The following is a 25605-nucleotide window of genomic DNA, read 5'->3' on the forward strand; positions in this document are numbered from 1 at the left end:
ATCCATGAGCGACTACACCAAGGCGGAGGCCCGCGACTGGGCGCGCGAGCGGCTCGTCGGGGCCGTCAACTGCACCATCCCGTCGTTCACGAACGACCTGACCGCGATCAACGAGCGCGGCATCCGGCACGACACCCGCCTGGCCATCGAGCACGGGTTCCTCGGTTCGCTCGCCGTCTCGGAGGTGAACATCACGCTGCCTGAGTATCTCGAGTTCATGGAGATCATGAAGGACGAGGCGGGCTCCGACCTCGTCATCGTGCACCATGGCAGCTGGTCGACGCTCGAGCAGAACATCGAGGCGGTCAAAGGGGCCGAAGCCGCGGGGGCCGAACTCGTGCTGTTGTCGTATCCCCCGAACTTCTACCCGCAGTCCGAGCAGGAGATCTACGACTACACGAAGGCCGTCTGCGACGCGACGAACCTGGCAGTCATCGTGTTCCCGATGTTCCTGTGGGGGTTCAGCTCGCGCATCCACCCCTCCGACATCCCTGCGCGCCTCATCCGCCGCATGCTCGACGACATCCCCAACATCGCCGTGATCAAGGCCGAGGGCGGCTTCCCGGGCATCATGGGCCTCGTCGAGTGCCACCGACTGTTCGGCGACGAGGTCGTGATCTCCTGCCCGATCGAGGGGGAGCTGCTGCCGCTCGGCCAGCTCATCCCGATCCAGTTGTCGGCGACGAGCGACCATGAGTTCTGGGGGCCGACGATTCCCGAGGCGATGCGCCTGCTGCGCGAACAGCGGTTCGATGAAGTCACCGAGCTGTACTGGAAGATGCACCCGGCCCGCAAGGCCAAGCAGGCCGCGGCTCAGCAGCTGAACGGCGGCCACTTCATCGATCGGCAGCTGTGGAAGTTCCAGGGCTGGCTGCGCGGCTACAACGGCGGGCCGCTGCGCCTGCCCACCCAGCGCATCCACGACCCGCAGATGAACGCGTTGCGCAAGGGGCTGCTCGACGCGGGTTTCGAGCCGAGCATGGACCCGTTCAGCGAGTTCTTCGTCGGCCGCAATCCCGCCTGAGCGCGACGATGGTCGAATCTTCGGACCGCTCCGTGGGGCGGGGGATCGCCGGCAGCTCCTTGGCCGCGCTCGGGATGCTGACGATCCTCGGCCCACTGGGAACCGACACCTTCCTGCCTGCCCTCCCGGCGATGGCCGATGACTTCGGTGTTGCGGTGAGCGCTGTGCAGTTGGCGCTCACCGGCTTCACGGTGGGCATGGCGGTCGGGCAGCTCGTCGCGGGGCCGCTGTCAGACACCATCGGCCGACGGGCTCCGTTGCTCGCGGGCAGCAGTCTGATGGCGGTCGCGGCCGGGCTGGGCTCCACCGTGCCCTCGGTGCCCCTCCTGGTCGCCGCCTGTATCGTCATGGGCCTGGCCGGATCCGTGGGTCTCTCGGTCGCGCGCGCCGTGGTCTCAGACCTGGCGACAGGCGCCGTGCTCACGCGCGGCTACGCCATCTTGGGCACCATGATGTCGCTCGGACCCATCATCGGTCCGGTCCTGGGCGTGACGCTCCTGTGGGTGGGTGGATGGCGCGCGATCTTCCTCGGGCTGGCCGTGTTCGCGGTATTGTGCACCGCGCTGCTCGTGGCCTGGGTTCCCGAGTCGCATCCGCCGCAGCACCGCCTGCCTGCTGACGTCCGTGTCATCCTGCGCGTCGCAGTTCAAGCGTTCCGCTCGCGTCACTTTCTCTGCGGCGCGATGACGGTGTGGTTCAGCTTCTTCGCTCTGTTCGCCTACGTGGGCGGGTCTCCGTTCGTCGTGCAGAGCGTTCTCGGCTTCTCTTCTGCCGGCTACGCCGCCGTGTTCATGGCCGGAGGAGTCGGCCTTGTCATCTGCAGCCTGCTCGCGGCGAAACTCGCGGGGCGCTTCTCGCAGCGTCGGCTCATTGGGATCGGACTGATCATCCAGGCACTCGGCGCATCACTCATCGGCGTGGCCGCGCTGGTCGGCGCCTCGCCGTGGCTGCTCCTGCCGGGCATGATCCTGGTCAACTCCCCCATGGGCTTCGTCATCGGCCCGGCAATCGCCTATGCCGTCCACGATCTCAGGCATGCCTCAGGGACATCGATAGCAATCCTGCAGGCGGTGCAGTGGCTGGTCGCCGGTCTCGCCCCGCCCCTGGTCGCCCTGGGCGGCACGATGACGATCGCTCCCTTCGCAATCGTCATCGCCGTCGGGGTGTCGCTCGCTTCTCTGTCCTGGTGGCTGCTCCGGCCCAAGCGGGTTTCAGTTTCGTGAACCGGCGCCGCGGCCGCGTGCGCGGTGCGCATGACGCGCCTGCTCTCCGCCGGGGCGCAGGATCAGACCGACCCCCAGCTCCTGCAGCTCTGCCACGAACTCGTCGCCCGAGAGCTGACGGCCCGTATCCAGCACCGTCGGAAACGCGATACGCGCCATCACCGCCGCGAAGACGACGCGAAAGCACATGTCGATACGATCCGGATCGGGATGCCGCGAGGCTTCGGGCATACGGAGCATGAGCGTGCGGAATCGCGCCGCGATGCCCGCGCGCGCCTCCCGCGTTCCCGCGGCGACCTCGGCGTCACGCTCGGCACGCCAGATGACCGGGCGCAGAAATCCTGCGTGCGGAAGCGAGGTCCGCACCACCGCTCCTATCGCACCGCGCACCAGGTCTTCCGGACTGCAGTCCTGCCACTGGGCCGGATCCAGCGCCTGCTGCTGCCCTCGCCGGACGGGGGCGAAACCATGCTCGAAGACGGCGAGGAACAAGGACCTCTTGCCGTTGACGCGCGCGTAGATAGCCGGTGGGCTCACCTGTGCGCGCCGGCAAATGGCGGCGATCGTGAAGCCGTCGTAGCCGGTCTCCTCCAGGAGCGATGCTCCGGCATCCAGGATCCGTTCCCATGCCAGCTGCGTGCGCTCCTGCCTCGGCGGCCGTATCTCCAGCTCAGCCATTCCCCGTGCTCTCTTCCAACGGACGTCGGCGACGTCGCAATCCGGCCGCGACCGATACCTCTTATCTGCCTCCTGATCTCACAGCCGGGCGAGGAAGAGGACTATGAAAGAACTATAGCGACCGCTACGGTTTTGCACGCTCCTCGGGAGCGATCATGCACCCTTCGAAGGAGAGAACGACATGAGCACTGGTGCCCCTGACTTCCTACCCACGGTCAAAGCGCGGATCACCGCCGACGACCTCACAGCCGCGCTTCGCGAGATCGCGGCCGTCCTCGGGCACGACCGCGTCCTCGCCGGCGACGGCGACGGCGAGTACCGCGACCCCTACGAGCCGTCGGGTTGGAACGCCTTCGCGACAGCGGCCGTCGTCCTGCCCGACACCGCCGAGCAGGTCCAGGAGATCGTGCGGATCGCCGGGCGGCACGGAGTGCCGATCTGGGCTCAGGGTCAAGGGCGCAACAACGGTTACGGAGGAGCCGCACCGCGGGTGTCGGGCGGGATCACCGTCAACTTCCGTCGAATGAACCGCGTGCTGTCGATCGACCCGGAGCTGGGATATGCGCTCATCGAACCCGGGGTCTCCTTCAAGGATCTCTACGACGAGATCGAGGCCGCGGGTCTCGACTTCATGATCAGCGTGCCCGACCTCGGCTGGGGATCGGTGGGAGGCAATCAGCAGGACAACGGCCTGACCTACCTGCCGTATGGCAAGGACTGGCGCAACATCTGCGGGCTGGAGGTAGTGACCGGCGAGGGCGAGATGCTTCGCACCGGCATGGGAGCGATGGACGGGAACGAGTCCTGGAACCTCTACCGACGCAACCTCGGCCCGACGATCGAGCCGCTGTTCTTCCAGGGCAACTTCGGCGTCGTGACCAAGCTCGGTGTCTGGCTCATGCCCAAGCCCGAGGTGATCACGCATGTGCACATCGACGTCAAGCGGAACGAAGACCTCATCCCTCTGGTCGACATCCTGCGCCGGCTGCGCCTGGACGGCACCGTCGACGGCATCCCCTGCATCCTGAACACGCTGCTCATCGCCTCGACGATCGCGCCGCGCTCGCACTGGTACGAGCCCGAGGAGGGCGTGATCCCCGACGAGGTCATCGACGAGATCGCCGAGAAGATCGGCATGGGCCGCTGGCACCTCCGTCTCGCGCTTTATGGCGACCGGGCCGTCAACGAGCACAACCTGGCCAAGGTCGAGCGGGCGTTCGGCGAGATCCCCGACGTGAAGATCCGCAGCACAACCACGGGCCCGGACCAGTGGGCGAGTCTGGAGGACCCCTCCGACCAGGTGTACGCCGGTGTGCCGAATCAGGACTGGACGACGATGACCGGGTGGCGGGGCGGCGAGCACGGCGGCCACATGTCGTTCACCCCCGTCGCACCCTTGACGGGCAAGAAGGTCTATGAGCTGCAGATGTGGCTCAAATCCCAATTCGAGAAGAACGGCATCGATCACACGGCCGACCTCATCGTGGTCAACGAGCGCTCGCTGTGCAGCGTTGCCGGCATCACCTTCGACATCGACGACGAAGAGGCGACGGCGAGCGGCTACCGCGTGATGCAAGAGCTGGTGCGCGAGGCCGGAAAGATCGGCTACGGCGAGTATCGCGCCCACTTGCACTTCATGGACTTGGCGCAGGACCAGTTCGCGTTCAACGACCACGCGTATCGCCGGTTCGTCGAGAAGATCAAGGACGCCGTGGACCCGCACGGCATCCTCAACCCCGGTCGCCACGGCATCTGGCCCGCCGCCCTCCGTGAGCAGCATGCCACGCCCGAATCCTGACGGGGCGCCGATGCCGCACATCGATCACATCGGCATTTCGGTCGCCGACCTCGACCGGATGACCAAGTGGTACGCAGGCGCCTTCGGGCTCAACGTCCGCCAGTCCGGGACGATTCCGGGCGTCGGCATCCGGACCGTACTGCTGGCCGACAGTGAGGGCGCGTGGGGGATCGAATTGCTGCATCGAGAGGGGTCGGTCGGGATGCCGCGCCCCACCGATCCGGATGCCGCCGTGCTCACGCAGGGGTATGGCCACGTGTGTCTGCGGGTCGATGACGCCGCAGCCGCGTACGACGCGCTGGTCGCCGCCGGCGCCGCCTCGCTTCTGCCGCCGCGCGCGGCCCGACGTGCCGGAGCACAGCTCGCCTACGTCGCCGACCCCGAAGGCAACCTCATCGAGTTGATCGACCGCGACCTTCCCTCCCCGTGAGGGCGACACCGCATCCCGTCACCCGCCGCGACATCACGCTCCTGCACGGTTTTGGTGCCTCACGGCGCGCAGAGGCGTGATCTCGCGGAGGAGAGCGACGCCCCACGCGTCCGGGCTCCGAAGCCGGCTCGCGCATCGATGCCTACCATCCGCGCAAGCGGGGCGCGAGAACTCAGCGGTCCAGCGTTGGATGGGGCATACCCACGAAGGAGTTGGAATGCGTTTCGTAGACCTGTCGATGCCGCTGGATGACGTCATCCCGGTGGACCCGCCGTTCCTGCGGCCCAAGATCGAGTACAAAGACCACATCGCCGGCCTCGCCGACATGCACGCCATGTACGGCATCGAGCGCGAGCAGCTGCCCGACGGGCAGGGCCTGGCCGCCGAGACGCTCACGATCACGACCCACGCCGGCACCCACGTCGATGCCCCCTGGCACTACCACCCCACGATGAACAACGGCGAGCGCGCGTGGACGATCGACGAGGTGCCGCTGGACTGGTTCTTCCGCCCCGGGGTCAAGCTCGACCTGCGCCACCTGCCCAACGGGCACCTCGTGACCCCGGCCGACATCGACGCCGAGCTCGAGCGCATCGGCTACGAGCTGCAGCCGCTCGATATCGTGCTCGCACATACCGTCGCCGCCGATGCGTACGGCCGCGACGACTACATCGACACCGGCATCGGCTTCGGCCGCGAGGCGACGCTGCACCTGACGGGCAAGGGCGTGCGCGTGGTCGGCACCGACGCATGGGGCTGGGACCTCCCCGTCTCGATCAACCGCAAGCAGTTCGAAGAGACCGGCGACCCCTCGATCGTGTGGGAGGGCCACAAGGCCGGCGCCGAGGTCGGCTACTGCCAGATCGAGAAGCTGCAGAACCTCGAAGACATCCCCGCGTTCGGCTTCACCGTCGCCTGCTTCCCCGCGAAGGTGCGCGGCGCGTCGGCCGGCTGGACCCGGGCCGTCGCGATCTTCGACGAGTGACGAGTGGATGCCGCGGCCCGCGGCCCGCGGCATCCATCAGAGTCCGATGACGAGCCGTACTCCGGCCGCGACATCGCTCAACAAGTAGTTGGCGAGGGCCCCGACAGGATACGGAACTATGTACTCGCGACTGACCGGACCGATCTGCGAGACCACAGCAACCGAGTCCTTCTCGAGTCCTGATGCCTCAGATGGGATGAGCACGTTGCCCGGGAAAGCAGCCAGCCGCGTGTTCGAGGTGAGCGGGACGACGACGACAGTGGCGATCGACGAGGCGAGCAGCCAATCATCCTGAAGGATCACCGCCGGGCGGACCTTTCCTGGCTCCGACCCTCTCGGCTCGCCGAAGTCGACCCACACCACGTCGCCACGGGCGATCACCACTCGGTGCCCCGGATGGCCCGATGTGACTCGCGGAGGAACTCGGCGTCGGCGGGCTGACCGACACGTTCGATCACGTCATTCGCGATCGCCGTGAGTTCGGACTCCCCCTCGAGTTCGTCCGCGAGCTTCTGCGCGGCGAGCCGATAGAACTCCGACCGATTCATGCCGTGCTTGCGCGCAGTGCGCTCGAATCGTTCGAAGTCGCCGTCGGGAACCGAAATGGCTGTCTTCATTCCTCGAGTATAACTCGTTATACCGTCTCAGGGCGATCTTCGACGAGTGACGAGTGGATGCCGCGGGCCGCGGCTCGCGCGATGCCTGTCATCGACGCAGCGACGTGGCCCGCGGCATCCCCCGTCCGTAGCGTGATGGGCAGAGGGGCGATGTCCCTCGACAACGACGTTGAGAGAGGAAACACCATGGCTTTCGTCTGCAGTGCCACGTGGATCGCAAAGGACGGGCAGGCCGATACCGTGCGCGACGCGCTGGAGAAGCTCTCGCCCGCATCGCGCGACGAGCCCGGCAACCTGTATTACCAGGTGTATCAGTCGGCGGATGAGCCGACCACGTTCCGCATCTTCGAGGTGTACACCGACGAGGACGCCTTCAAGAAGCACGGCACCTACCCGCATTTCGAGCAGTGGGCGGCCGGGCAGGCGGTCCCTCAGCTCGAGATCCGGCAGAAGGACTTCTACGAGACCTTGGACTTCTGACATGGCGCAGTATGCGCGCTACGTCGGCCCGAACGGGATCGTCCACACCGGGCGGCTGCAGCACGGCAAGATCCAGGACATCCCCGGCGACCCCGAGATCCTCGACCTGCTGACGATGCCCGAAGCGCAGCGTCGCGACCTGGACGTGCGCGCCGGCAGGTCGCAGAAGCTGCCCATTGCAGACGCCACGCTGGCCGTGCCCGTCGAGCCGCGGGCGATGCGCGACTTCCTCGTGTTCGAGGCGCACATCGCCGGCATGAAGAAGAGTGAGCCCGGCGACGGCAGCGTGCCCCCGCAGTGGTACGAGGCGCCTGCGTTCCTGTTCATGAACCCGTGGTCGGTCGTGCCCAGCGGCGCCGACATCCCGATGCCGCCGTTCACACAGAAGCTCGACTTCGAGCTCGAAGTCGCGATGATCGTCAAAGACACCGTGCGCGACGTGCCGATCGAAGAGGCCGCCGAGCACATCGCCGGGTTCTGCCTGTTCAACGACTGGAGTGCGCGCGACATCCAGGGCAATGAGATGCGCGTGGGGCTGGGGCCGAACAAGGGCAAGGACTTCGCCAATACGCTCGGCCCGTGGATCACGACCCCCGACGAGCTCGAGAAGTACCGCGAGGGCGACCGCTACGCGCTCGAGATGAGCGTCGCGATCAACGGCGAGGTCGTCGGCACCGACAACCTGCGCAACATGTCGTGGTCGTTCGAGGAGATGCTCGTGCACGCCTCGCGCGACGCGGTGGTGGGCGCCGGCGATGTGCTGGCCACCGGCACCGCATCCCAGGGCGCGCTGTCGGAGCGCTGGGCGCGCGCGGGCGGCGAGCTCGTCATCCCGCCGCTGCAGGTGGGCGACGTCGTGACCATGACCGTCGAGGGGCTGGGGTCGATCTCCAACCGCATCGTCGAGCAGCGCAGTCCCGGGCACACCGTGCCGCCGGCGCGTCGCACCTACGGCCCCGACCGGCTCTGACGCCGCGGGACCGGCTCTGACCCGCCACTGATCGCGAGCTCACGCTTGTGCACGCTTCGCCGCACTCTGGGCGTGCATAGGCGCGATCTCGCGGTCGTGACGGGGTCGTCGGTCGTGACGGGGTCGCCGGTCGGACATTTCGCGACTGCCGCCCCGGCGCGCATAGCCGCAGATGGGATAATCGCAGGGTGGCGAACTCTTCCGCACCGGGTCTGGTGGACGTGCTTTCCGAACGCGACTATCCGGGCCGGGGCGTCGTCCTCGGCCGCGATGTCAGCGGCACCGGCTTCGCGCTGTACTGGCTGACCGGCCGCAGCGCTGCATCGCGCGAGCGTTTCCTGGACGTGCAGGCCGAAGCCGTCGAGGTCAAAGACGCCTCGGGCGGACCGTTGGACGCACTGCGCCACTACACCGCCGTCCGCCAATCCGTCGCACACCTCGTCGTCGGCAACGGCGACCAGGTGACGCCGCTGTTCGAGCGCGTCACCGCCGGCACGCCGTTCGAGGCCGCCGTGCGCGACATCGCCTTCGAGCCCGACCCGCCGATCTTCACTCCGCGGATCACCGCGTACGCGTCTCTGTCGGAAGAGGGCGGGATGACGGATGTCTGCGTCTCGGGCGCCGTTCCGGTGCCCGGCTGGCCTGCGCAGGCGCAGCAGCGCACCGTGCATGCCTCGGCGCTCGAGTCCGGGCAGAGCCTCGCAATCACGACCTATACCGGCGACGCGACAACGCCGGCTCCCAGCGGCATCGCGCTCAACGCCTCGGTCGACGAAGCATGGCAGACCGTCGCCGAGAAGCTGTGGACCGCCCTGAACCCGGAGTACCGCGTCGCCCTCATCGGATTCGACATCGCGCAGGGACTGGGCACCGCGGTCGTTCACGCACGTCCCGCGGGCGACTGAGCTCCGCCGTGCGGGAGCGCCGCCACCGACCTCACACCACGTTGATTGCCGGCACGTCGCCCGATTCCGGCACCACGTCGAGGTTGTCCACGAGGGTGCGCAGAGAGGCGAGCGCTTCGGCGATCTTCTCGCGTTCCCGCGGCGCCAGCGTTCCCCAGGCGACTTCCACGCGCGCGTAGTTGGCCTGTAACCACCCATCGAGACTCGCCTGCCCCTGATCCGTCAGATGAAGACTGACGGCGCGGCGGTCATCGGGCACGGGCTCGCGCACGATCAACCCTCCGACGACCATCTGCTGCACTATCGTGCTCACCGTGTTGGTCGCCAGACGGTGCCGCCGCGCAAGGTCGCTGACGCGGAGCCCCGGCTCGTCGGCGAGCCTCTGGAGGATCTCTACCTGCGCCATAGGCAACGCCTCCCACGGGATCTCCGCGCGCACGCTCGCGCGCAGGATCCGGCGGATCCGGATGATGATGTCCGTCAGCGCCCAAGCCGCGTCCTGGTCTTGTGCCATCGGCAACTGTTCCTGCACTACATCCACCGATCGTTCGCCGTCCGATGCCTTCCCCGACTTTACCCGTTGGCTCCTAGTCGAAGACGGCCGCGGCATCCCGCCACGCCCGGAAATACTCATCCCGGTTGTAGTCGGCCACCTCGCCCGGTGTGAATGTCACGTGCCGCAAGGCTCCGGTGAACCGGTAGGCGCCGTGCGCGACATGCATGGGCCACGACACCGGGCCGCCACGATCGATCCCGACATCGATGCCCGTGTAAGGCGCCAGTCCGACCATCATCTGCACACCGTCCACCCGTGCACACTCGTCACCATCGATGCTGAGCGCGAAGTCCCAGCGCAGACCCGGAAGCCACGACGCCGTGAGCTGCACCCGATGCTCCCCCGGCTCGAGGCGGGATCCCCGCGCCTGGTGGAGGATGCCGTACTCGTTGTAGTCGAAGTGCACCCGACCGTCTTCGACGTATACGACATAGCCTCCGTTCTGGTCTCCGTGCGCGAAGAGCACGCCCTCATCGCCCTCCGCCGCGTCCAGCTCGGCGACCACCTCGAACGATCTCTCATTGATCAGCGCCGCCGATCGCTCACGCTCCAGCTGTGGTGTACCCGGGAAGAGGCGCACGGGATCGGCAAACGCATCGGTTGCGGGGCGGTGCACATGCGTAAGGATCCCCGAGGCATCCTCCAGAGGGAAGACCGTGTTGCGCCAGGCCTCGCGCTCCCACGCGTCTGCCAGTTCGTGCAGCAGATCGGGATGCGACGCTGCCACGTCGTCGATCTCGGTGGGGTCCACGCGTGTGTCGTACAGCTGCCACTCGCCGGGTTCGAATGGAGCGCCAGGCCGGTGCAAGGTCAGCGCCTTCCATCCGTTGCGGTACATGCCGCGATTGCCGTTCCACTCCGTGTACTGCTCGAAACGCACGCCGGGGTGTGCGGCATCGGCAAGCAGCGGCAGGAAGCTCTGGCCATCCATCTGCTGAGCTGCACGGCCGTTGCGCTCCCGGCTCGCCGCCACACCTACGGCCTCGAGGATCGTCGGGGCCACATCGGAGACGAAGGCATACTGCCGACGGAATCCATCATCAGCTGCATCACGATCCAGCCCCGCCGGCCAGTGCACGATCATCGGCGTGCGCACACCCCCCGCGAACGTCGAGCCCTTGTACAGCCGGAACGGTGTGTTCGAGGCCATCGCCCATCCGCGCGGATACTGCAGCATCGTCTGCGGACCGCCGATGAGATCGAGATCGAGATCGCTGTCACGATTCCAGTCGTCGGGGATGCCGCTCATGAATCCGAGGAAGTTCGCCAGGTAGCTGCGGGTGCCGAGCCGCCCCCCGTCATTCGCCCCTCCGTTGTCGCTCGTGAACACGATGATCGTGTTGTCGAGTTCGCCGTAGTCTTCGAGGGTCTGCAGCAGCCGGCCGAGGTTCTGGTCGAGATTGTCGACCATCGCGGCGTACACCTCCATGATCCGTGCCGTCTTCTCCTGCTCGTCGGCCGGAACGTCGTCCCACGGCGGCACGTCCAGCGCTGGCCCCTCATTGTTACGGTCCGGCAGACGCACGCCCTCGTCCACCACGCCGAGCTCCTGCTGCCGTGCGAAGCGCTGCTGCCGCACGGCATCCCACCCTTCGTCATATCGCCCCCGATACTTGGCGATGTCGTCGGGCTTGGCCGCGAACGGGGCGTGCATGGCGTGGTGGGCGAAGTAGAGGAAGAAGGGCTTGCGGGCATCATGCGCACGCAGGCCCCGGATCATGCCGATCGCCTCGTCGGTCAGGTCGTCGGTGAGGTAGTAGTCGTCGGGATACCGCTCGACCTCGACAGGGCTGTTGTCACGGACGAGACGATTCGGCGCCATGAACGGGGTGAAACCCTCGAGGCAGCCGTAGTACCGGTCGAACCCGCGCTGCAGGGGCCACGACTTCTTGGCGGCCCCGTCGTTGGTTGCCGACCCGCGGCTCAGATGCCACTTGCCCACCATGAACGTCGCGTAACCCGCGCCCCGCAGAGTTTCCGGAAGCGTGACCACATCATCGGCGATCTCGAACGTCGCTCCCGGAAAACCCGGGTCGAAACCGGCGACGGTGCTGAATCCCGCGCGGTGCGAATTGATGCCGGTCAGCAGCGCCGCGCGTGCCGGCGAGCACACCGGGGTCGTGTGATAGTTGGTCAGCCGCATACCCCCGGCGGCGAGCCGGTCGAGGTTCGGCGTGTCGATCTCGGCCCCGAACGGGCCGATGTCGGCATAACCCATATCGTCGACGAGCATGACGATCACATTCGGCGCCCCGGCCGGAGACTCCGGCTCGGTCGGCCACCACGGACGCGACTGAGAGTACGTGCGTCCGATCTGACCTTCGAAGTGCTCGTAGCCGCGCGCGAACGACGGCACCTCGGTCTGGCCCTGCTCAGTCATTGCGCTCCTCCTGCGAGCCCCGGTAACGCGGGTCGATGATCTCCCGCATCACGCGGCTCCGCAACTGTCCGAACCGGGGTGTCGCCTTGGTCGCGATCTGCTCGCGCGCGGGCCCCAGGTCGATGGCGACGTCGTCGATCACCCGCGTCGGGCGCCCGGCCACCACGACCACGCGGTCGCTGAGGTACACGGCTTCATCGATGTCGTGTGTCACCAGTGCGATGGTCAGTCCGAGTTCGGCGCGCAGTCGGAGGATCAGATCTTCCAGTTCGAAGCGTGTCTGTGCGTCGACGGAGCCGAACGGCTCATCCATCAGCAGAATCGGAGCGTCGTATGCGAGTGCACGTGCGATGGCGACCCGCTGCTGCATGCCGCCGGAGAGCTGCCATGGGTATTGGTCGGCGACGTCCGCCAGCCCGACGGACTCGAGTGCACGCAGCGCGCGGGCTCGCCGTTCGGCCTTGGGCATCCCACGACTCTGCAGTGGGAAGGCGACGTTGTCCCACACGCGCATCCACGGCATCAACGAGCCGCGATAGTCCTGGAATACGACGGCGATTTCGGCCAGCGGCCGGTTCACGCGCGTGTCGCCGTAACTCACCGTGCCGCTCGTCGGTGGCATGAGCCCAGACAAGCACCGCAGCAGTGTGGTCTTGCCCGCACCGGACGGGCCGACGATGCATACGAACTCCCCGGGTTGGACGACCAGGTCCAGCCCCTCGAGCACGCGGTGGTCGCCGAACGTCTTCGTCAGGCCCTCCACTGTCAGTGCGTCCCGGGCCCGCGGTGGGACCTCCGGCGCGGCGATGGTCTCAGCCAGTGACATATCGGTTCTCCTTGCGTGATGTTCTGGGGCCGCGCTCATGCGAGGACCTTCTGCGCACTGCGGGCAGTGCGCGCTCCGCGCACGCGCGGTGCGCGCCGCTCGTACCAGCCGAGGGTGAGGTGCTCGATCCACACGAACACGACGTTGAGCAGATACCCGACTGCCGCCAGCACGAACGTTCCGGCCCATGTCTCGGCGATCGCGAAGCGCTGGGCGCTGAAGAGGATGTAGTAGCCGATGCCTTCTGTCGACCCGTACATCTCGCTGACGACCACCATCACGATCCCGACGGAGAGCGCCACGCGCAGCCCGGCGAAGATCTGCGGCAGCGCCCCCATCAGCGTCACGCGTCGCAGGCGCAGCGCGCTGCCGACGCGATAGCTGCGGGAGGTCTCCAGGATCGCCGGCGAGATGGCGCGCACGCCGTCGGTGGTGTTCAGCAGCACCGGCCAGAGGCAGCCCAGGGCGATCAGTGCGGTCTTCGGCGCCGCCGAGATTCCGAGCGCGATGATGAAGATCGGCACGAGCGCGACGAAGGGCAGCGCGCGCACGAAGTTCAGCATCGGCTCGAACGCCCCACGGATGGCAGGGCGCTCACCGAGGAACAGGCCCCCTGCGATGCCGACGATCCCGGCGATGAAGAGACCGAGAGCGAAGTTCGTCATGCTGTACCCGAGGGCGGCTCCCAGCTCGCCGTCGGCGAATCCGTCGACGATAGTGCTGACGACGCTCGTCGCCGGCGGAAAGTAGATGTTGGTACTTCCAGCGGTGAGCCAGAACACCGCGATCAGAAGCACGACCGGCAGCCAGAGCAGCGTGACGACTCGGCCGATGCGAGCGGATGCCGTGACGGGGGCGTGTGCATCAGTCATTGTCCGAGGGCCTCCAGCGTAGAAAACGGGCTTCCAGGAGTTCTGCAAGCCGCGTGACGACGAAGCCCAGCGTGCCGGCCACGACGAAGTACGCGAACGCCGTCGCAGATGCCCCGTCCAGTTGCGCTTGGGCCAGCCCCTGGCCGATACCGGGCAGTCCGCCGATGACCTCGGCGCCGACGGCGACGAGCACGGCGACGGTGGTCGCCAGCCGCACCCCCGTCATGATCGACGGGGTCGCGGTCGGCAATGCCACCCGGAGGAAGTACAGGCGAAAGCGTATGCGGTACGAACGCGCGGTCTCGATGATCGACTCCTCGATCCCGCGAGCGCCGTAAATCGTCTGCACGATCAGTGGGAAGCTGCAGGCGAGAACGATGACGATCAACTTTGTGGGCAGCGTCGTTCCGTAGAAGAGGATGATGACCGGCAGGAGAGCGATCGAGGGGAACGACCGCCCGATGTCGACGAGAATCCGCGTGGATCTCTCCACGAACGGCGACAGGCCCGCCAGGAGTCCGATCGGAATGGCGATCACGGCCGAGGTCACAAGACCCAGCATCGCCCCGCCGAGTGTGGCCCCTACGTCGCCCCAGAACGATGCCTGGCCCAGCAGCGAGACCAGCGCCACGGCGACCTCACTGAATGGCGGGAGAAGGGATGCCGGCAGAACGCCGCTGCGGGCGATGACCTCCCAGAGGATGATCGCTCCGGCGATCACACCGATCTGGGCGGCCACGCGCGACATCTTGCTGCGCTCGGAGTCGGCGTGGCGCGCCTCGCCCGTGCGGTGCAGTGTTGCAGAGAGTGTCATGTGCCCGTTCGCTTCGTCAGTTCTTTTCCGCGTCCGGCCACAGCAGCTGAGAGGCGACGTCCACCTTCTTCTTGATGAACCCCTGGGCATACATCGCATCTGCCATCTGCTGGATGACATCTACATGGAAGGGTCCCCCGAACGGCGCAATCGGCCGCTTCGCGATGTAGTCCGCGGGGAGCTTGGTGAGTCGCGTGTCGATCTCTCTAACGCGGTCCGGATTCTTGTTTGCGAACTCTTGAGCCCGCTCGTTAGCACGGATGAACGCCGCAACGACTGCCGGGTTGCTGGCCATGTACTTGTTCGCCGCTCCCCAGGCAACCTGCGTCACTCTCGGGAACGTCATACCGCCACTCGTTGCGTCTAGGAAGGTAAAACCCTTCTGGATCGCTCCTTGGAAGAACGCACCGAACGTCAGGATCGCGTCGGCTTGGTGCCCAAGGGCCGCGTCCGCGAGTGAATCCGGGGTCAGCTGAACCCACTTGATAGAGTCCAGCGGCACGCCGGCGTCCTTGAGAGCCTTGTTCACGGAGACGACCGGCGACCCAGCGAGCTGATTGGTCGCGATCGTCTTGCCCTTCAGATCCGCGATCGACGTGATCGAACTCCCCGGGGGGACGAGCAGACCAGAGCTGGCTTTGTTCGATGGGTCGTCATTGTAGATGGCCGAGATCAGCGAGATCGGCACATCCTGCGAGGCCGCAGCGATCGGGGTGGCGATGTCGATCATGGCGAATTGGATCTGGCCACTCACCAGCTGCGGTGCGAGCGTCGCGGGGTTGCCGGTCCCCGCCTTCACATCGACGTCTAGACCTTCGTCCGCGAAGAAGCCTTCTTTGATGCCGATTTCGAGTGGCTCGAACTGGGCGCCGGCCGATCGGATGACCGAGATCTTCACCGGGTGCGCCGGATCGAGGGTGGCGGTGGTCGCGCCCGCCGGCGTCCCCGATGCGGATGACGCACATCCCGACAGAGCCAGAGCTGCCGCCGCAACGGCGGCACCGACGGCGACGTAACGACGTACTCGAGCGTGCATGTTGTGCCTCCTCGCACTCTCCGCGTCGTGCGCCCGGCGTGGGCGGCATCTCCGGCAGAGGACCTGGTCGACATGCTTCTAGGCGCAGAATGGTTCTGTCAACAGATACTAGTTATCGGCCAACCCGCTTCTGAGACCGACCTTGCCGTGGCGATAATGCACAAGCGAAACACTCGCTCGACCGGCGGACGGCCGAGAACGCATTGTCTAAGCTCGCCGTATGAGCGATCTGCGCGGCATCGACGTCAATCTGCTCGTCGTTCTCGACGCCATCCTCACCGAACGAAATCTGACTCGCGCGGGAGAGTCCATCGGCCTCACACAGCCGGGGGTGAGCGGCGCTGTCGCAAAACTGCGCAAGCTGTTCGACGATCCCCTGCTCGTGCGCGGCGGACGCATGTCGGAGCTGACCCCGAAGGCGCTCGAGCTGCAACCGATCGTGCGCGAGGCGATGGCTGAGATCGCCCGCACCCTGAACATGCGGCCCATGTTCGACCCGCGCACCACCGACCGCCAGTTCCGCATCACGGCGTCTGACTACGCGCTCTCGGTCATGACCGCACCGCTGCTGGACGTGCTCGAAGAGCAGGCGCCGGGCGTTTCGGTCGAATTCTCGCCGCTCATCAACGTCGAGCCCATCGACCTGCTCCGCGAAGACGTGGTCGTCGCCTCGGCGACGCGGCTCATCCCAGGCAAACACCAGGCCCTGTTCTCGGACACTATGTCGTGCATCATCTCCGCTGACAATCCGCGACTCCGCAACGGGGCGCTCACGCTCGAGGACCTGACACAACTGCCCTACGTGCAGGTCGCGCTCGCACAAGGAGTAGTGATGTTCGCGGATGAGGCGCTGACCGAGGCAGGCGTCAGTCCCTCCGTGGCGCGCATCGTCCCCGGGTTCTTGCCGGTGCCGTTCACTGTGGCCGGCACCGCGTTCTTCGGGTTCGCACCGACTCGGCTCGCCGAGCTGTATGCCGACGAACTGGGGCTTGCCATCGCGCAACTCCCGTTGCGCCTGCCGGTGCTCGTGGAATCGGCATACTGGCACCCCTCACGCACGGACGATCCCGCACTGAGCTGGCTCCTTGGCGTGCTGCGCACCGTTTCGGAGCGCATCGAGTTCGCCGACGGCACCGACGAGTGACAGAGCGCGGGGGTTCAGCCCGCAAGCATTCCCAGCGCCGCTATCGCCTGATCGACGGCGTCGGGATGCGGCGCCGAATCGCTCGCGAGGATCTGCCAGGGCGCAGCATCCACCCCCGGCGCCACCACCACAACGAGGTCGTGGTTTTCCACACGCCCGTCGGAGAGCTCCACCTCGATGTGACGGTCGATCACGACCGACCCCACGAGTTCGGTGTCGGGCCGTACCTCGACCCCCCACAGACGCAGCCGGTCAGCGAACGCGTCGGTCTCGGCGTCTTCCTCTCCCAGAGCACGCAAGGCGACCTGGATGTCCAGCACCGCGTCATCGCCTCCGACGGCGAATATCACGTCGAGACCCGCACGCGCGAGCGCAAGCGCCGCCACCGCGCCTGCGGCGCCGGCGCCGACGACCAAGCCGGATGCACCCGTCATCGGCACTCCTGACGTCGAAGCTGCACAGCATTTCCGCTGCGAGATTGAAACTACGGGGCGGGATGCCGCGGCGGAACGTCCACCGGGCGATGCAAGCCATTTCTCCCGCGGGGAGGTCGGTGGCTATCGCGTGCGCAGAGACTCGTCGTCGCTGATCTCTTGGATCAGCTGTTGCCGGAACCACACGTGCACGGGGTCTCCATCGTGGCTCTCGTGCCACCAGAGCTTCAGGTCGATGCCGACGCTCCCGAACGGCGCGGGTACCCCGATGACGCCGTCGGACGGGCCAAGCACCTCGGCGACCGCGCCCGGCACGACCGCCACGAGATCGGTGCCCGCCACGATCGACGGGAGTGGCAAGAAGCTTTCCGCGGTCACGCGCGGCGCGCGCCGATCGATGCCCAGCTCACGCAGCCGGCGATCGGCGGGCGTGAAGTGCAGACGACCGAACTGGGCCACCGCCTGCGGCAGCGACACGAACGCCTCGAGCGAGAGCCGTCCGTCCACGAGCGCAGGGTTGCGCGGGTCGATGACACACACGTACTCGTCACGCAGCACGTCGGCGCGGCGCCCCTCGATGCCGATGCCCGGCACCGTCACGACGAAGTCGTGCGTGATGAGGTCACGGGCGCTCTCCATGGGCCGCTCGGGCAACGGCACGACGTCAACGCGGAGATACGGGGCTCGTTCGAGTACAGCCGCAATCGCCCCCCGCAAGCGCATGGTGCCGTAGTCGGTCATCATGAGCGTGAAGTCGCGGCGCAGCGACGACGGGTCGAAACCGGTCTCTCCGGCGAGCACGCGCTCGATGAGCGGCACCGTCTCCTGCACCTGCGGCAGCAGCAGGCGCGCCAGCGGGGTCAGCTCGTATTCGCGTCCGACGCGCACGAGCAGCTCATCGTGAAACACCGTGCGCAGGCGCGCGAGTGCCGTGCTCATCGACGACTGACCCATCTGCACGCGCTGGCCGGCGCGCGTCACGTTGGCCTCTTCGAGCAGCGCCCGCAGCGGGAGCAGCAGGTTGAGATCGTGTCCGACGGCCATGCTCGCATCGTAGCGGGCCGGGTTAGCGTTGCCGGCCACCCTCGGGCACCGTGACCTTTCGACGGCTCACCCCAGGACGGACCCGCCGCCGTCGATCACGAGGTTCACGCCCGTGATCCAGGTCGCCTCGTCGGAGGCCAAGAACACGGCAGCGTTCACGATGTCGGAGGTCTGGCCGACGCGACGCAGCGGGATGCGGTCCCAGGTCGCCTTGAGCTCGGCGGGTGGATTTTCGACAAGGAACTCCGTCGCCGGGGTCTGGATGAACCCGGGCGAGATGCACACGGCGCGGATGCCGAGGGGGCCGCCCTCGACCGCGAGATGCTGCGTGAGGTTGATGACGCCGGCCTTGGCTGCGCCGTGCACGTTCTGCGGCATGAACTCGACGCCACGCGTCCCCGCGATCGAGCCGATGTTGACAATGACCCCGCCACCCTCCTTGAGGTGTTTCCAGGCTGCGCGCACCGCGTAGAACACGATGCTCAGCTCGCCGCGCAGGTTCAGCTCCCAGTCGTCGACCGACAGCTCGTCGATCGGTGCGAAGCGCTGGATCCCCGCGTTGTTGTAGAGGATGTCGATGCCGCCGTAGACGCCGGCGGCGGCATCCACCCACTCCGCCGTGGTCTGCGGGTCGCTCAGGTCGACGCCGCCGAACCCGGTGATCTCGCCACCTTCGGAGCGCACGATCTGCACGGTCTCGTCGAGCGTGTCGGAGTTCAGGTCGCAGCCGACCACCTGTGCACCCTCCGCGGCGAACCGGCGCGCCGCGTCACGGCCCATGCCGCCGCCGATGCCGGTGATGAGTGCGATCTTGCCGTCCAGCCGTCCCATACGGCCTCCTTCTCTCGTCGCTGAGTCGTGCACTCCCACGGTAGGGATCTCTCGCCGTCCCGGGAATCCGTGCGGCCGCATACCTCCTATCCGGCGCGGTGCCGCCGGGCGGGGCGGGATGCCGCGATAGCTGGTATGCCCGAGCAGGCGCTGTGTGACGGCATCCCGAATCGTACTGTCGGATCGGATCACCATCTCTTTGCGAGGAGTTCGACGATGACGTCTGCCACCACCGACTTCGACGGCCGGTTCGTGCTGCCTACCGACCCCGACTGGGACCAGGCCCGTGTCGGGCGTGTGTTCAACGGACGCCGGCCCGACCGGCAGCCCGACGCGGTGCTGATCGCCGCATCGGTAGGCGACGTGCAGCGCGGTGTATGCCTGGCCGCCGAGCGCGGCTGGACGGTGGCGGTGCGCTCGGGCGGGCACGCCTGGGCGGCGTGGAGCGTGCGCGAGGGCGGGCTGCTCATCGACCTGGGCGCACTCGACGACATCACCTACGACGAGACCACGCACATCGTCGCGGCCGGCCCGGCGGTCAAGGGCGGTGAGGTGCTCTCGCCGTATCTCGAAGAGCGCGGACGATTCTTCAACGGCGGTCACTGCCCGTCCGTGGGCATCGGCGGATTCCTGCTGCAGGGCGGCCAGGGGTGGAACCAGCGCGGCTGGGGCTGGGCGGCCGAGTCGATCGTCGCGATCGACGTGGTCACCGCTTCGGGCGAGCTCGTGCGCGCCGATGCGGAGCAGAACAGCGATCTGTACTGGGCTGCCCGCGGGGCGGGCCCGAGCTTCCCGGGCATCGTCGTGCGCTTCCACCTCGCGACGCGGGCGGCCGCCGGCGCCGTCGCGCACACCGTGCAGGGCTACGAGCTCGACGACTTCACCGAGGTGATGACCTGGATGTACCAGGTGCACGGCAGCATCCCCGACAACGTCGAGATCGTATGCGTTTCGGTGACCACCCCGGCGCCCGACGGCGCGGAGCGCCGACTGCTGCTGGTCACCGGCTTCGCGTTCGGCGACGACCTCGCGCACGCGCAGGCCTCGCTCGCGGCGTTCAACGAGTGCCCGGCGCTGGAGCGCGCCGTCTTCGTGAAGGATGCCGCGCCCTCGTCGATGGCCGAGCAGCGCGCCGAGCAGGAACGGCAGAACCCCGAGCACTGGCAGTACATCACCGACAACGCGTGGGTCGACGGCGAGAACACGCCCGAGGGCATAGCGGCGATGATAGAAGGGATCCGTCCCCTGTTCACGACCAACCCCACCGACCGCGGTTTCGCGATCTGGATGAGCAACGCACCGCGCCGCCCACTGCCCGACATGGCGTTCTCGCTGCACACCGACGCGTACGTCGCCGCCTACACCGTGTACGAGGACCCCGCCGAGTACGAGCGCAACCGCGCGTGGATGGACGAGGTGTTCGCATACGCCGAGCCGGTCACCGCCGGCCAGTACCTCGGCGACAGCGACATGACGAACCGCCAACTGCGGTTCATGGCGGCCGAGAACTGGGAGAAGCTGCAGCGGATCATCACGGAGCGCGACCCCGAGGGCCGCTTCCACCGCTATCTCGCCGCCGACGATGCCACCGTGAACCACAACCACTGGGAACTGACACGGGCATGATCGACTCGCCGCTCTCGCCGTCATCGCTGTTCTCGCTCGACGGCCGCGTCGCGATCGTCACCGGTGCGACCAGCGGCATGGGCCTGGTCACCGCCGAGGCGCTGGCCGCGGCCGGCGCCCACGTGGTGCTGGCCGGGCTCGGTGATGCCGCCGGCGCCGCCCGTGGTCTGGTCGATCGCGGCATGAGCGCGGTGGGCGTCGAGTGCGACCTGACCGATGCATCGGCCCCCGCCGCGCTGGTCGCCGAGACACGAGACCGCTTCCGGCGCATCGACGTCGTCTTCGCGAACGCGGGAGCAGCGATGGATGCCCCACAAGACGCCGCACACCCGGGCACCACTAAGGCGCTCGAGCGCTTCGACCGGATGGTCGACCTGCACGTGCGCTCGGTGCTGCGCCTGGCCGATGCTGCGCTGCCGGTCATGGCGGACGGCGGCGGCGGGCTGTTCCTGGTCATGTCGAGTCTGTCGGGCCTGCGCGGCAACCGCGCGATCGGCGGCTACGGCATCACCAAGGCAGCCAATGCCCAACTGGCCCGCAACATCGCCGTGCAGTGGGGCCCACGCGGAATCCGCGCGAATGCGCTGTCTCCCGGCGTGATAGCCACCGACTTCGCGCGTCCCATCACCGACGATCCGGATGCCGCAACCGTGCGCCTCGCCAAGACGCCGCTGGGCCGCTTCGGACGCCCCGAAGAGGTCGCGGGCGCGGTTGTGTGGCTCGCTTCTGACGCCGGAGCGTTCGTGAGCGGGCAGAACATCGTGATCGACGGGGGCACCCTTGCCGCCGACTGAGCGCGTCGCCATCGTCACCGGCACCGAGAGGCGCATCTGACGCGTACACGCCGGCCGCGGCATCCACCCCACTCGTTCAGCAGTCGCCTTCTGCAACGCTCGGCCGCGGCTACCCGCAGAAGGTGCCTGCCGGACAGGGCCCCATTTCGACGGGCGGGCTCTGCGGCCGCCCGTCACCGGGACCAGGGATGCCGCAACACATCGGCCCGTGCGATGCAAGGCATCTTCCGCTCGGCGTTCCGATCGCCGGCACGGTCTGGTGTGATGACAGGGCTGGCACAGCCGCCAGACCCGAGATGAGGCGAGGGCGCCTTAGGCATCCCCCCTCCTGATACACAGCAGGAGTATCCGTGAGAACTGCACGAAAGATCACCATGGCCGCGGCCATGGTCGCGATCGCGCTCACCGTGAGCGCATGTACGACGGATGGCGGCAATGCCGCGAAGCCCTCCGACTCCAGCTCGCTGAGCGCCGCTGCGCAGAAGGCGCTCGACACGGCCTACACGGGTGTCGGCTCCACTCTCGAAGACCTCACACCGGCCACCCCCAAGTCCGACATCAACTTCTACGTGATGTCGTGCGGCCAGTCGCTCTCCACCTGCGCTGCACCCACCGCGGCGATGGTAGATGCGGCGAAGACCGCGGGGTGGAAGACCACGGTCGTCGACGGCAAGCTGAGCCCCGAGGGCTTCGCGACCGCTATCCGCCAGGCCGTTGCCGGCGGCGCCGACGTGCTCGTCCCTGTGGGCATCAGCTGCAGCGCCGCGGCGGCGGCGTTCAAGGAGGCGAAGAATGCCGGAGTCGTCATCGTCGGAGGCGGCGGCGTCGACGACTGCGACCCGAAGGAGTGGAACACCGACCGTCTGTGGCTGGAGAACCCGCCGGTGCCAACCCCCTTCGGCACAATGGGCAAGCTGCAGGCCGATTACACCTGGGGCAAGACGAACGGCGACCTGAAGGCCGTCGTCGTGAACATGACCAGTAACCCGTGGGGGTCCCTCGTGACCTCCGGCTACACCGATGAGGTCAAGGCGCTCGGCAGCGGCGAGGTCGTCGCCACCGTCGATATCTCAGACCCTGAGAGCGCCGACGGCAGTTACATCCAGAAGATCGTCAGCGTCCTGTTGGCGCACCCCGACGCCAATGCGCTCGTCATGCCGACCGACGCCTACCTCGTGAACGGCCTGGCCGCGGGCGTCGCCCAGGCCGGACTGGCAGACAAGCTGACCGTGGTCGGCGGATTCGGCTCGGAGGCAGCGATCGACATGATCCGCGACGGCCAGCCGGGCATCACCGCCACAATCGGCCAGGCGCAGATCTGGGAGGCCTGGGGCTCAGTCGACACCGCAATCCGCGTGCTCGACGGCAAAGACCCCCAGTACATCGGTCAGTCGCTGCAGGCGGTCGACGCCGACCACAATATGCCGAAGTCGGGCCCGTACGACGGCAGCATCGACTGGAAGAGCAAGTTCCTCACGGCGTGGGGCAAGTGACCGACGTGACGACGAACCCGGGAGCGGCAGGGTCGACCCCTGCCGCTCCCGGCGCGTCGACCTCCGACCTCGCACTCGTGGTGCGGCACCTCGACAAGGACTTCGCCGGAACCCGGGCGCTCAACGACGCTTCCCTCGTCGTCCGCCGCGGCACCGTGCACGCCCTGCTCGGCGGCAACGGCTCGGGAAAGTCGACGACCATCAAGATCCTTGCCGGCGTGTACCCCGCCGACGGCGGTGAGCTCACGATCTTCGATGAGCAGCATGATCTTCGGGGATACTCCCCGGCGACGGCCCAACAGGCAGGGCTGCGCTTCGTGCATCAGGACCTCGGGCTGTTCGACGACCTCTCGATCGAGGAGAACTTCGCACTCGACGCCGGCTATCCGCGTCGCGGCGCCGGCATCGACTGGCGCGCACTCCGACGTCGCGTGACCGCGCTGCTGCGAGAGTACGAACTCGACATCGACCCGCGCGCGCCGATCCGTACGCTGCGTCCCTCCGATCAGACAATGGTGGCCATCGCGCGCGCCCTCCAGGATCAAGACGCTGATCAACAGCTCATCCTCGTGCTCGACGAGCCGACAGCACGCTTGGCCGCGCACGAATCCAAACTGCTGCTCGAGCGGGTGCGACGCCGCGCCGACGAGGGACAGACAGTGCTCATCGTCAGCCACCGGCTTCGCGAGGTGCTCGCCGTCTCCGACGACTTCACCATCTATCGCGACGGCCGCGTCGTCGGCGAGCTGGTCGCCGAGTCGCCCACCGAAGACCGCCTCATCGAGATCATGGCAGGCCGTGCCGTCCAGGCGCTGCGGCCCACCGGTGACGTCACGGCCGCCGACGACACTCCGGTCCTCTCGGTCACCGGACTTCGCGGCGGCCCGGTCCGTGGCATCGACTTCACCGTGCACCGCGGAGAGATCCTGGGCCTGACGGGCCTGGTGGGCTCAGGCCGGTCGAGCGTGCTGAAGATGGTCTTCGGTGAGCACGCCCCCGACGCAGGCACGATGTCGCTCGAAGGCTCGGCGTTCGAGCCGCGCGACGTGGGCGACGCCATGACCGCGGGCGTGGCATTTGTCCCCGAGGATCGCGCTCGCGAGGCATCCTTCATGGATCAGACGGTGTCCGAGAACCTCGCCTTGGCGACCCTCGCCGAGAACTGGACGGCCGGCTTCATGCCGCGCCGCCGCGAGCGCGCCACTGCTCGCCGGCTGATCGAGACCTTCGGCGTCAAGGTCGGCGGACCCGACGCGCTGTTCTCGTCGATGTCGGGCGGCAACCAGCAGAAGGTCGTGCTGGCACGGTGGATGCAGCGGCAGCCGCATCTGCTGCTCCTGGACGAGCCCACCCAGGGCGTGGACGTGATGAGCCGCGCCGACATCTACAACAGCATCCGTCACGCCGCAGCCGAAGGCTGCGCGGTGATCGTCGCTTCGAGCGACCTCGCCGAGATCCATGCGCTCTGCGACCGCACCCTCATTCTCAGCCACGGGAAGATCACCGACGAGGTCGCCGCAGGTGCGCTCGACGTCGACGGGCTGACCAGCCTCGTGTTGCGCGAGAAGACCATCCCTGATGCCCACCCGGAGGCGACCCATGACTGACACGAAGACCCCTCCCGCCTCGGCGACCGTTTCGATCCCGGTGAAGCAGACCCCGACGGTGCTCCGGCTTCTGGAGAGCTACGCCCTGCCGCTGCTCACCGTGCTCGTCTACGCGTTCTTCTGCTTCTTCCCGTTGTCGAGGGCCGCGTTCCCGACGATGAACAACCTCAACGTGATCCTGGGCAGCAATGCGGTCATCGCACTGATCTCGATCGCCGCGTTGTTTCCGCTCATCTGCAACTACTTCGACTTCTCGCTGGGCGCCAACGCGGTGATGACGCAGGTGATGACCGCGGGCTTCATGTCGACGTTCGGGATGCCGCTGTGGCTGTCCATCGTGGTATCACTGATGCTGGGAACCCTGGTGGGCGTGGTCAACGGCTTCTTCGTGACCCGCCTGCACATGAGCCCGTTCGTGACGACGCTGGGCATGTCGATGCTGCTGGCGGGACTGCTCAGCTGGTTCACCGGCGGCAAGACACTGGCAAGCGGCATCGACCCTGCGCTCATCACGTTTGGCTCCACCCGGATCGCCGGCGTCCCGCTCGTCTTCTTCATCACGCTGTTGGTGGCACTGCTGGCGTGGTACTTGCTCACTCACACACCGTTCGGTCGTTCCCTCTACGCGATCGGCTCGAACCCCACCGCGGCCACGCTCGTCGGCCTGCCGGTGACCAAGAACGTCTGGTGGAGCTTCATCGCCGCCGGGTTCATCGCGGGCGCCGCGGGCGTGCTGCAGCTGGCGCGCGTGGGCAGCGCCGCGGCATCCGACGGCGGCACGCTGCTGTTCCCCGCGCTCGCCGCAGTGTTCCTGGGCGCGACCGCCATCCGACCCGGCTTCTTCAACGTGTGGGGCACGATCATCGGTGCGGTGTTCGTGTCGGTGTCGGTGAGCGGTCTGGCGCTTTCTGGGGCGAGTGGCTGGGCATCGAGCGTCTTCAATGGCGTCGCATTGCTGGCGGCGGTAGCCCTGTCGACGTACCTCGGGCGCAGCAAACGCAAGGGGTGATCGCGCCGCGGAGTCTAGACTGGGCGCAC

26 protein-coding genes are annotated in these 25605 nt (G+C 67.4%); 14 read left to right on the forward strand and 12 right to left on the reverse strand.

Annotation, left to right across the window (positions count from 1 at the left end):
• Positions 1 to 4: 4 nt before the first annotated feature.
• The gene (locus PU630_RS14740) at positions 5 to 1024 is read left to right on the forward strand and encodes a dihydrodipicolinate synthase family protein (protein WP_275277812.1); all 1020 of its coding nucleotides are present in this window, start codon (positions 5 to 7) and stop codon (positions 1022 to 1024) included.
• A gap of 8 nt (positions 1025 to 1032) precedes the next feature.
• Positions 1033 to 2247 carry a multidrug effflux MFS transporter gene (locus PU630_RS14745; RefSeq protein WP_275277813.1) on the forward strand — a complete coding sequence of 405 codons (1215 nt, stop codon included), beginning with the start codon at positions 1033 to 1035 and terminating at the stop codon, positions 2245 to 2247.
• Here the strand turns inward: PU630_RS14745 and PU630_RS14750 are convergent.
• The gene (locus PU630_RS14750; protein ID WP_275277814.1) at positions 2236 to 2925 is read right to left on the reverse strand and encodes a TetR/AcrR family transcriptional regulator; all 690 of its coding nucleotides are present in this window, start codon (positions 2923 to 2925) and stop codon (positions 2236 to 2238) included. The two genes, PU630_RS14745 and PU630_RS14750, sit on opposite strands and share 12 nt — an antisense overlap.
• A gap of 181 nt (positions 2926 to 3106) precedes the next feature.
• On the opposite strand from PU630_RS14750, the gene PU630_RS14755 reads away from it, so the two are divergent.
• The 3 genes from PU630_RS14755 to PU630_RS14765 all read left to right on the forward strand — a co-directional run bounded on the left by PU630_RS14755 (position 3107) and on the right by PU630_RS14765 (position 6138).
• The gene (locus PU630_RS14755; protein WP_275277815.1) at positions 3107 to 4723 is read left to right on the forward strand and encodes an FAD-binding oxidoreductase; all 1617 of its coding nucleotides are present in this window, start codon (positions 3107 to 3109) and stop codon (positions 4721 to 4723) included.
• Between the two features lie 10 nt (positions 4724 to 4733).
• Positions 4734 to 5153: a VOC family protein gene (locus PU630_RS14760; RefSeq protein WP_275277816.1), complete on the forward strand. Its 420-nt coding sequence runs from the start codon at positions 4734 to 4736 to the stop codon at positions 5151 to 5153.
• A gap of 217 nt (positions 5154 to 5370) precedes the next feature.
• Positions 5371 to 6138: a cyclase family protein gene (locus PU630_RS14765; RefSeq protein WP_275277817.1), complete on the forward strand. Its 768-nt coding sequence runs from the start codon at positions 5371 to 5373 to the stop codon at positions 6136 to 6138.
• Positions 6139 to 6174: 36 nt separating this feature from the next.
• Here the strand turns inward: PU630_RS14765 and PU630_RS14770 are convergent, their stop codons facing one another.
• Together PU630_RS14770 and PU630_RS14775 are read right to left on the reverse strand one after the other, a co-directional pair.
• Positions 6175 to 6522: a type II toxin-antitoxin system PemK/MazF family toxin gene (locus PU630_RS14770; RefSeq protein WP_343075844.1), complete on the reverse strand. Its 348-nt coding sequence runs from the start codon at positions 6520 to 6522 to the stop codon at positions 6175 to 6177.
• Positions 6516 to 6755 carry a CopG family transcriptional regulator gene (locus tag PU630_RS14775; protein ID WP_275277818.1) on the reverse strand — a complete coding sequence of 80 codons (240 nt, stop codon included), beginning with the start codon at positions 6753 to 6755 and terminating at the stop codon, positions 6516 to 6518. Before PU630_RS14775 ends, PU630_RS14770 begins: the two co-directional genes overlap by 7 nt.
• 186 nt (positions 6756 to 6941) lie before the next feature.
• On the opposite strand from PU630_RS14775, the gene PU630_RS14780 reads away from it, so the two are divergent.
• The 3 genes from PU630_RS14780 (at position 6942) to PU630_RS14790 (ending at position 9110) form a co-directional block, all read left to right on the forward strand.
• Positions 6942 to 7235, forward strand: coding sequence for a putative quinol monooxygenase (locus PU630_RS14780; protein ID WP_275277819.1), 294 nt, complete (start codon positions 6942 to 6944; stop codon positions 7233 to 7235).
• Between the two features lies 1 nt (position 7236).
• Entirely contained in the window at positions 7237 to 8205 is a 969-nt protein-coding gene (locus PU630_RS14785; protein WP_275277820.1) for a fumarylacetoacetate hydrolase family protein, read from the forward strand.
• Between the two features lie 188 nt (positions 8206 to 8393).
• Positions 8394 to 9110, forward strand: coding sequence for an IMP cyclohydrolase (locus tag PU630_RS14790; protein ID WP_275277821.1), 717 nt, complete (start codon positions 8394 to 8396; stop codon positions 9108 to 9110).
• A 31-nt stretch (positions 9111 to 9141) separates the two neighbouring features.
• On the opposite strand, the gene PU630_RS14795 is transcribed toward PU630_RS14790, so the two are convergent.
• The 6 genes from PU630_RS14795 to PU630_RS14820 are packed head-to-tail and all read right to left on the reverse strand — an operon-like array spanning position 9142 to position 15594.
• On the reverse strand, positions 9142 to 9720 hold the full coding sequence (locus PU630_RS14795; RefSeq protein ID WP_275277822.1) for a MarR family winged helix-turn-helix transcriptional regulator: 579 nt from the start codon (positions 9718 to 9720) through the stop codon (positions 9142 to 9144).
• On the reverse strand, positions 9698 to 12046 hold the full coding sequence (locus PU630_RS14800) for an arylsulfatase (protein WP_275277823.1): 2349 nt from the start codon (positions 12044 to 12046) through the stop codon (positions 9698 to 9700). Before PU630_RS14800 ends, PU630_RS14795 begins: the two co-directional genes overlap by 23 nt.
• On the reverse strand, positions 12039 to 12872 hold the full coding sequence (locus PU630_RS14805; RefSeq protein WP_275277824.1) for an ABC transporter ATP-binding protein: 834 nt from the start codon (positions 12870 to 12872) through the stop codon (positions 12039 to 12041). Before PU630_RS14805 ends, PU630_RS14800 begins: the two co-directional genes overlap by 8 nt.
• 35 nt (positions 12873 to 12907) lie before the next feature.
• The gene (locus tag PU630_RS14810) at positions 12908 to 13744 is read right to left on the reverse strand and encodes an ABC transporter permease (protein WP_275277825.1); all 837 of its coding nucleotides are present in this window, start codon (positions 13742 to 13744) and stop codon (positions 12908 to 12910) included.
• The gene (locus tag PU630_RS14815; RefSeq protein ID WP_275277826.1) at positions 13737 to 14558 is read right to left on the reverse strand and encodes an ABC transporter permease; all 822 of its coding nucleotides are present in this window, start codon (positions 14556 to 14558) and stop codon (positions 13737 to 13739) included. Before PU630_RS14815 ends, PU630_RS14810 begins: the two co-directional genes overlap by 8 nt.
• Positions 14559 to 14574: 16 nt before the next feature.
• Positions 14575 to 15594, reverse strand: a complete 1020-nt coding sequence (locus tag PU630_RS14820) for an ABC transporter substrate-binding protein (protein ID WP_275277827.1) — start codon at positions 15592 to 15594, stop codon at positions 14575 to 14577.
• A 220-nt stretch (positions 15595 to 15814) separates the two neighbouring features.
• On the opposite strand from PU630_RS14820, the gene PU630_RS14825 reads away from it, so the two are divergent.
• The gene (locus PU630_RS14825) at positions 15815 to 16738 is read left to right on the forward strand and encodes a LysR family transcriptional regulator (protein ID WP_275277828.1); all 924 of its coding nucleotides are present in this window, start codon (positions 15815 to 15817) and stop codon (positions 16736 to 16738) included.
• A 14-nt stretch (positions 16739 to 16752) separates the two neighbouring features.
• Here the strand turns inward: PU630_RS14825 and PU630_RS14830 are convergent, their stop codons facing one another.
• From PU630_RS14830 to PU630_RS14840, 3 genes are all read right to left on the reverse strand, one after another.
• Positions 16753 to 17172, reverse strand: a complete 420-nt coding sequence (locus tag PU630_RS14830) for a hypothetical protein (RefSeq protein WP_275277829.1) — start codon at positions 17170 to 17172, stop codon at positions 16753 to 16755.
• A gap of 123 nt (positions 17173 to 17295) precedes the next feature.
• A complete protein-coding gene (locus tag PU630_RS14835) occupies positions 17296 to 18216 on the reverse strand; it encodes a LysR family transcriptional regulator (protein ID WP_275277830.1) in 921 nt (306 codons plus the stop codon).
• Between the two features lie 66 nt (positions 18217 to 18282).
• The gene (locus tag PU630_RS14840; protein ID WP_275277831.1) at positions 18283 to 19047 is read right to left on the reverse strand and encodes an SDR family NAD(P)-dependent oxidoreductase; all 765 of its coding nucleotides are present in this window, start codon (positions 19045 to 19047) and stop codon (positions 18283 to 18285) included.
• 216 nt (positions 19048 to 19263) lie between these two features.
• Between PU630_RS14840 and PU630_RS14845 the strand changes: the two genes are divergently transcribed.
• The 5 genes from PU630_RS14845 to PU630_RS14865 all read left to right on the forward strand — a co-directional run bounded on the left by PU630_RS14845 (position 19264) and on the right by PU630_RS14865 (position 25576).
• Positions 19264 to 20673: an FAD-binding oxidoreductase gene (locus PU630_RS14845; protein WP_275277832.1), complete on the forward strand. Its 1410-nt coding sequence runs from the start codon at positions 19264 to 19266 to the stop codon at positions 20671 to 20673.
• On the forward strand, positions 20670 to 21467 hold the full coding sequence (locus PU630_RS14850) for an SDR family NAD(P)-dependent oxidoreductase (protein WP_275277833.1): 798 nt from the start codon (positions 20670 to 20672) through the stop codon (positions 21465 to 21467). Before PU630_RS14845 ends, PU630_RS14850 begins: the two co-directional genes overlap by 4 nt.
• Before the next feature lie 350 nt (positions 21468 to 21817).
• On the forward strand, positions 21818 to 22960 hold the full coding sequence (locus PU630_RS14855) for a sugar ABC transporter substrate-binding protein (protein ID WP_275277834.1): 1143 nt from the start codon (positions 21818 to 21820) through the stop codon (positions 22958 to 22960).
• Positions 22957 to 24567 (forward strand): sugar ABC transporter ATP-binding protein, encoded by a 1611-nt coding sequence (locus PU630_RS14860; RefSeq protein ID WP_275277835.1) that lies wholly within the window; start codon positions 22957 to 22959, stop codon positions 24565 to 24567. The genes PU630_RS14855 and PU630_RS14860 overlap by 4 nt, the downstream gene beginning before the upstream one ends.
• Positions 24560 to 25576 carry an ABC transporter permease gene (locus tag PU630_RS14865; protein WP_275277836.1) on the forward strand — a complete coding sequence of 339 codons (1017 nt, stop codon included), beginning with the start codon at positions 24560 to 24562 and terminating at the stop codon, positions 25574 to 25576. Before PU630_RS14860 ends, PU630_RS14865 begins: the two co-directional genes overlap by 8 nt.
• Positions 25577 to 25605 lie beyond the last annotated feature (29 nt).

It is taken from the genome of Microbacterium horticulturae (assembly GCF_029094505.1).
Taxonomy (GTDB): domain Bacteria; phylum Actinomycetota; class Actinomycetes; order Actinomycetales; family Microbacteriaceae; genus Microbacterium; species Microbacterium horticulturae.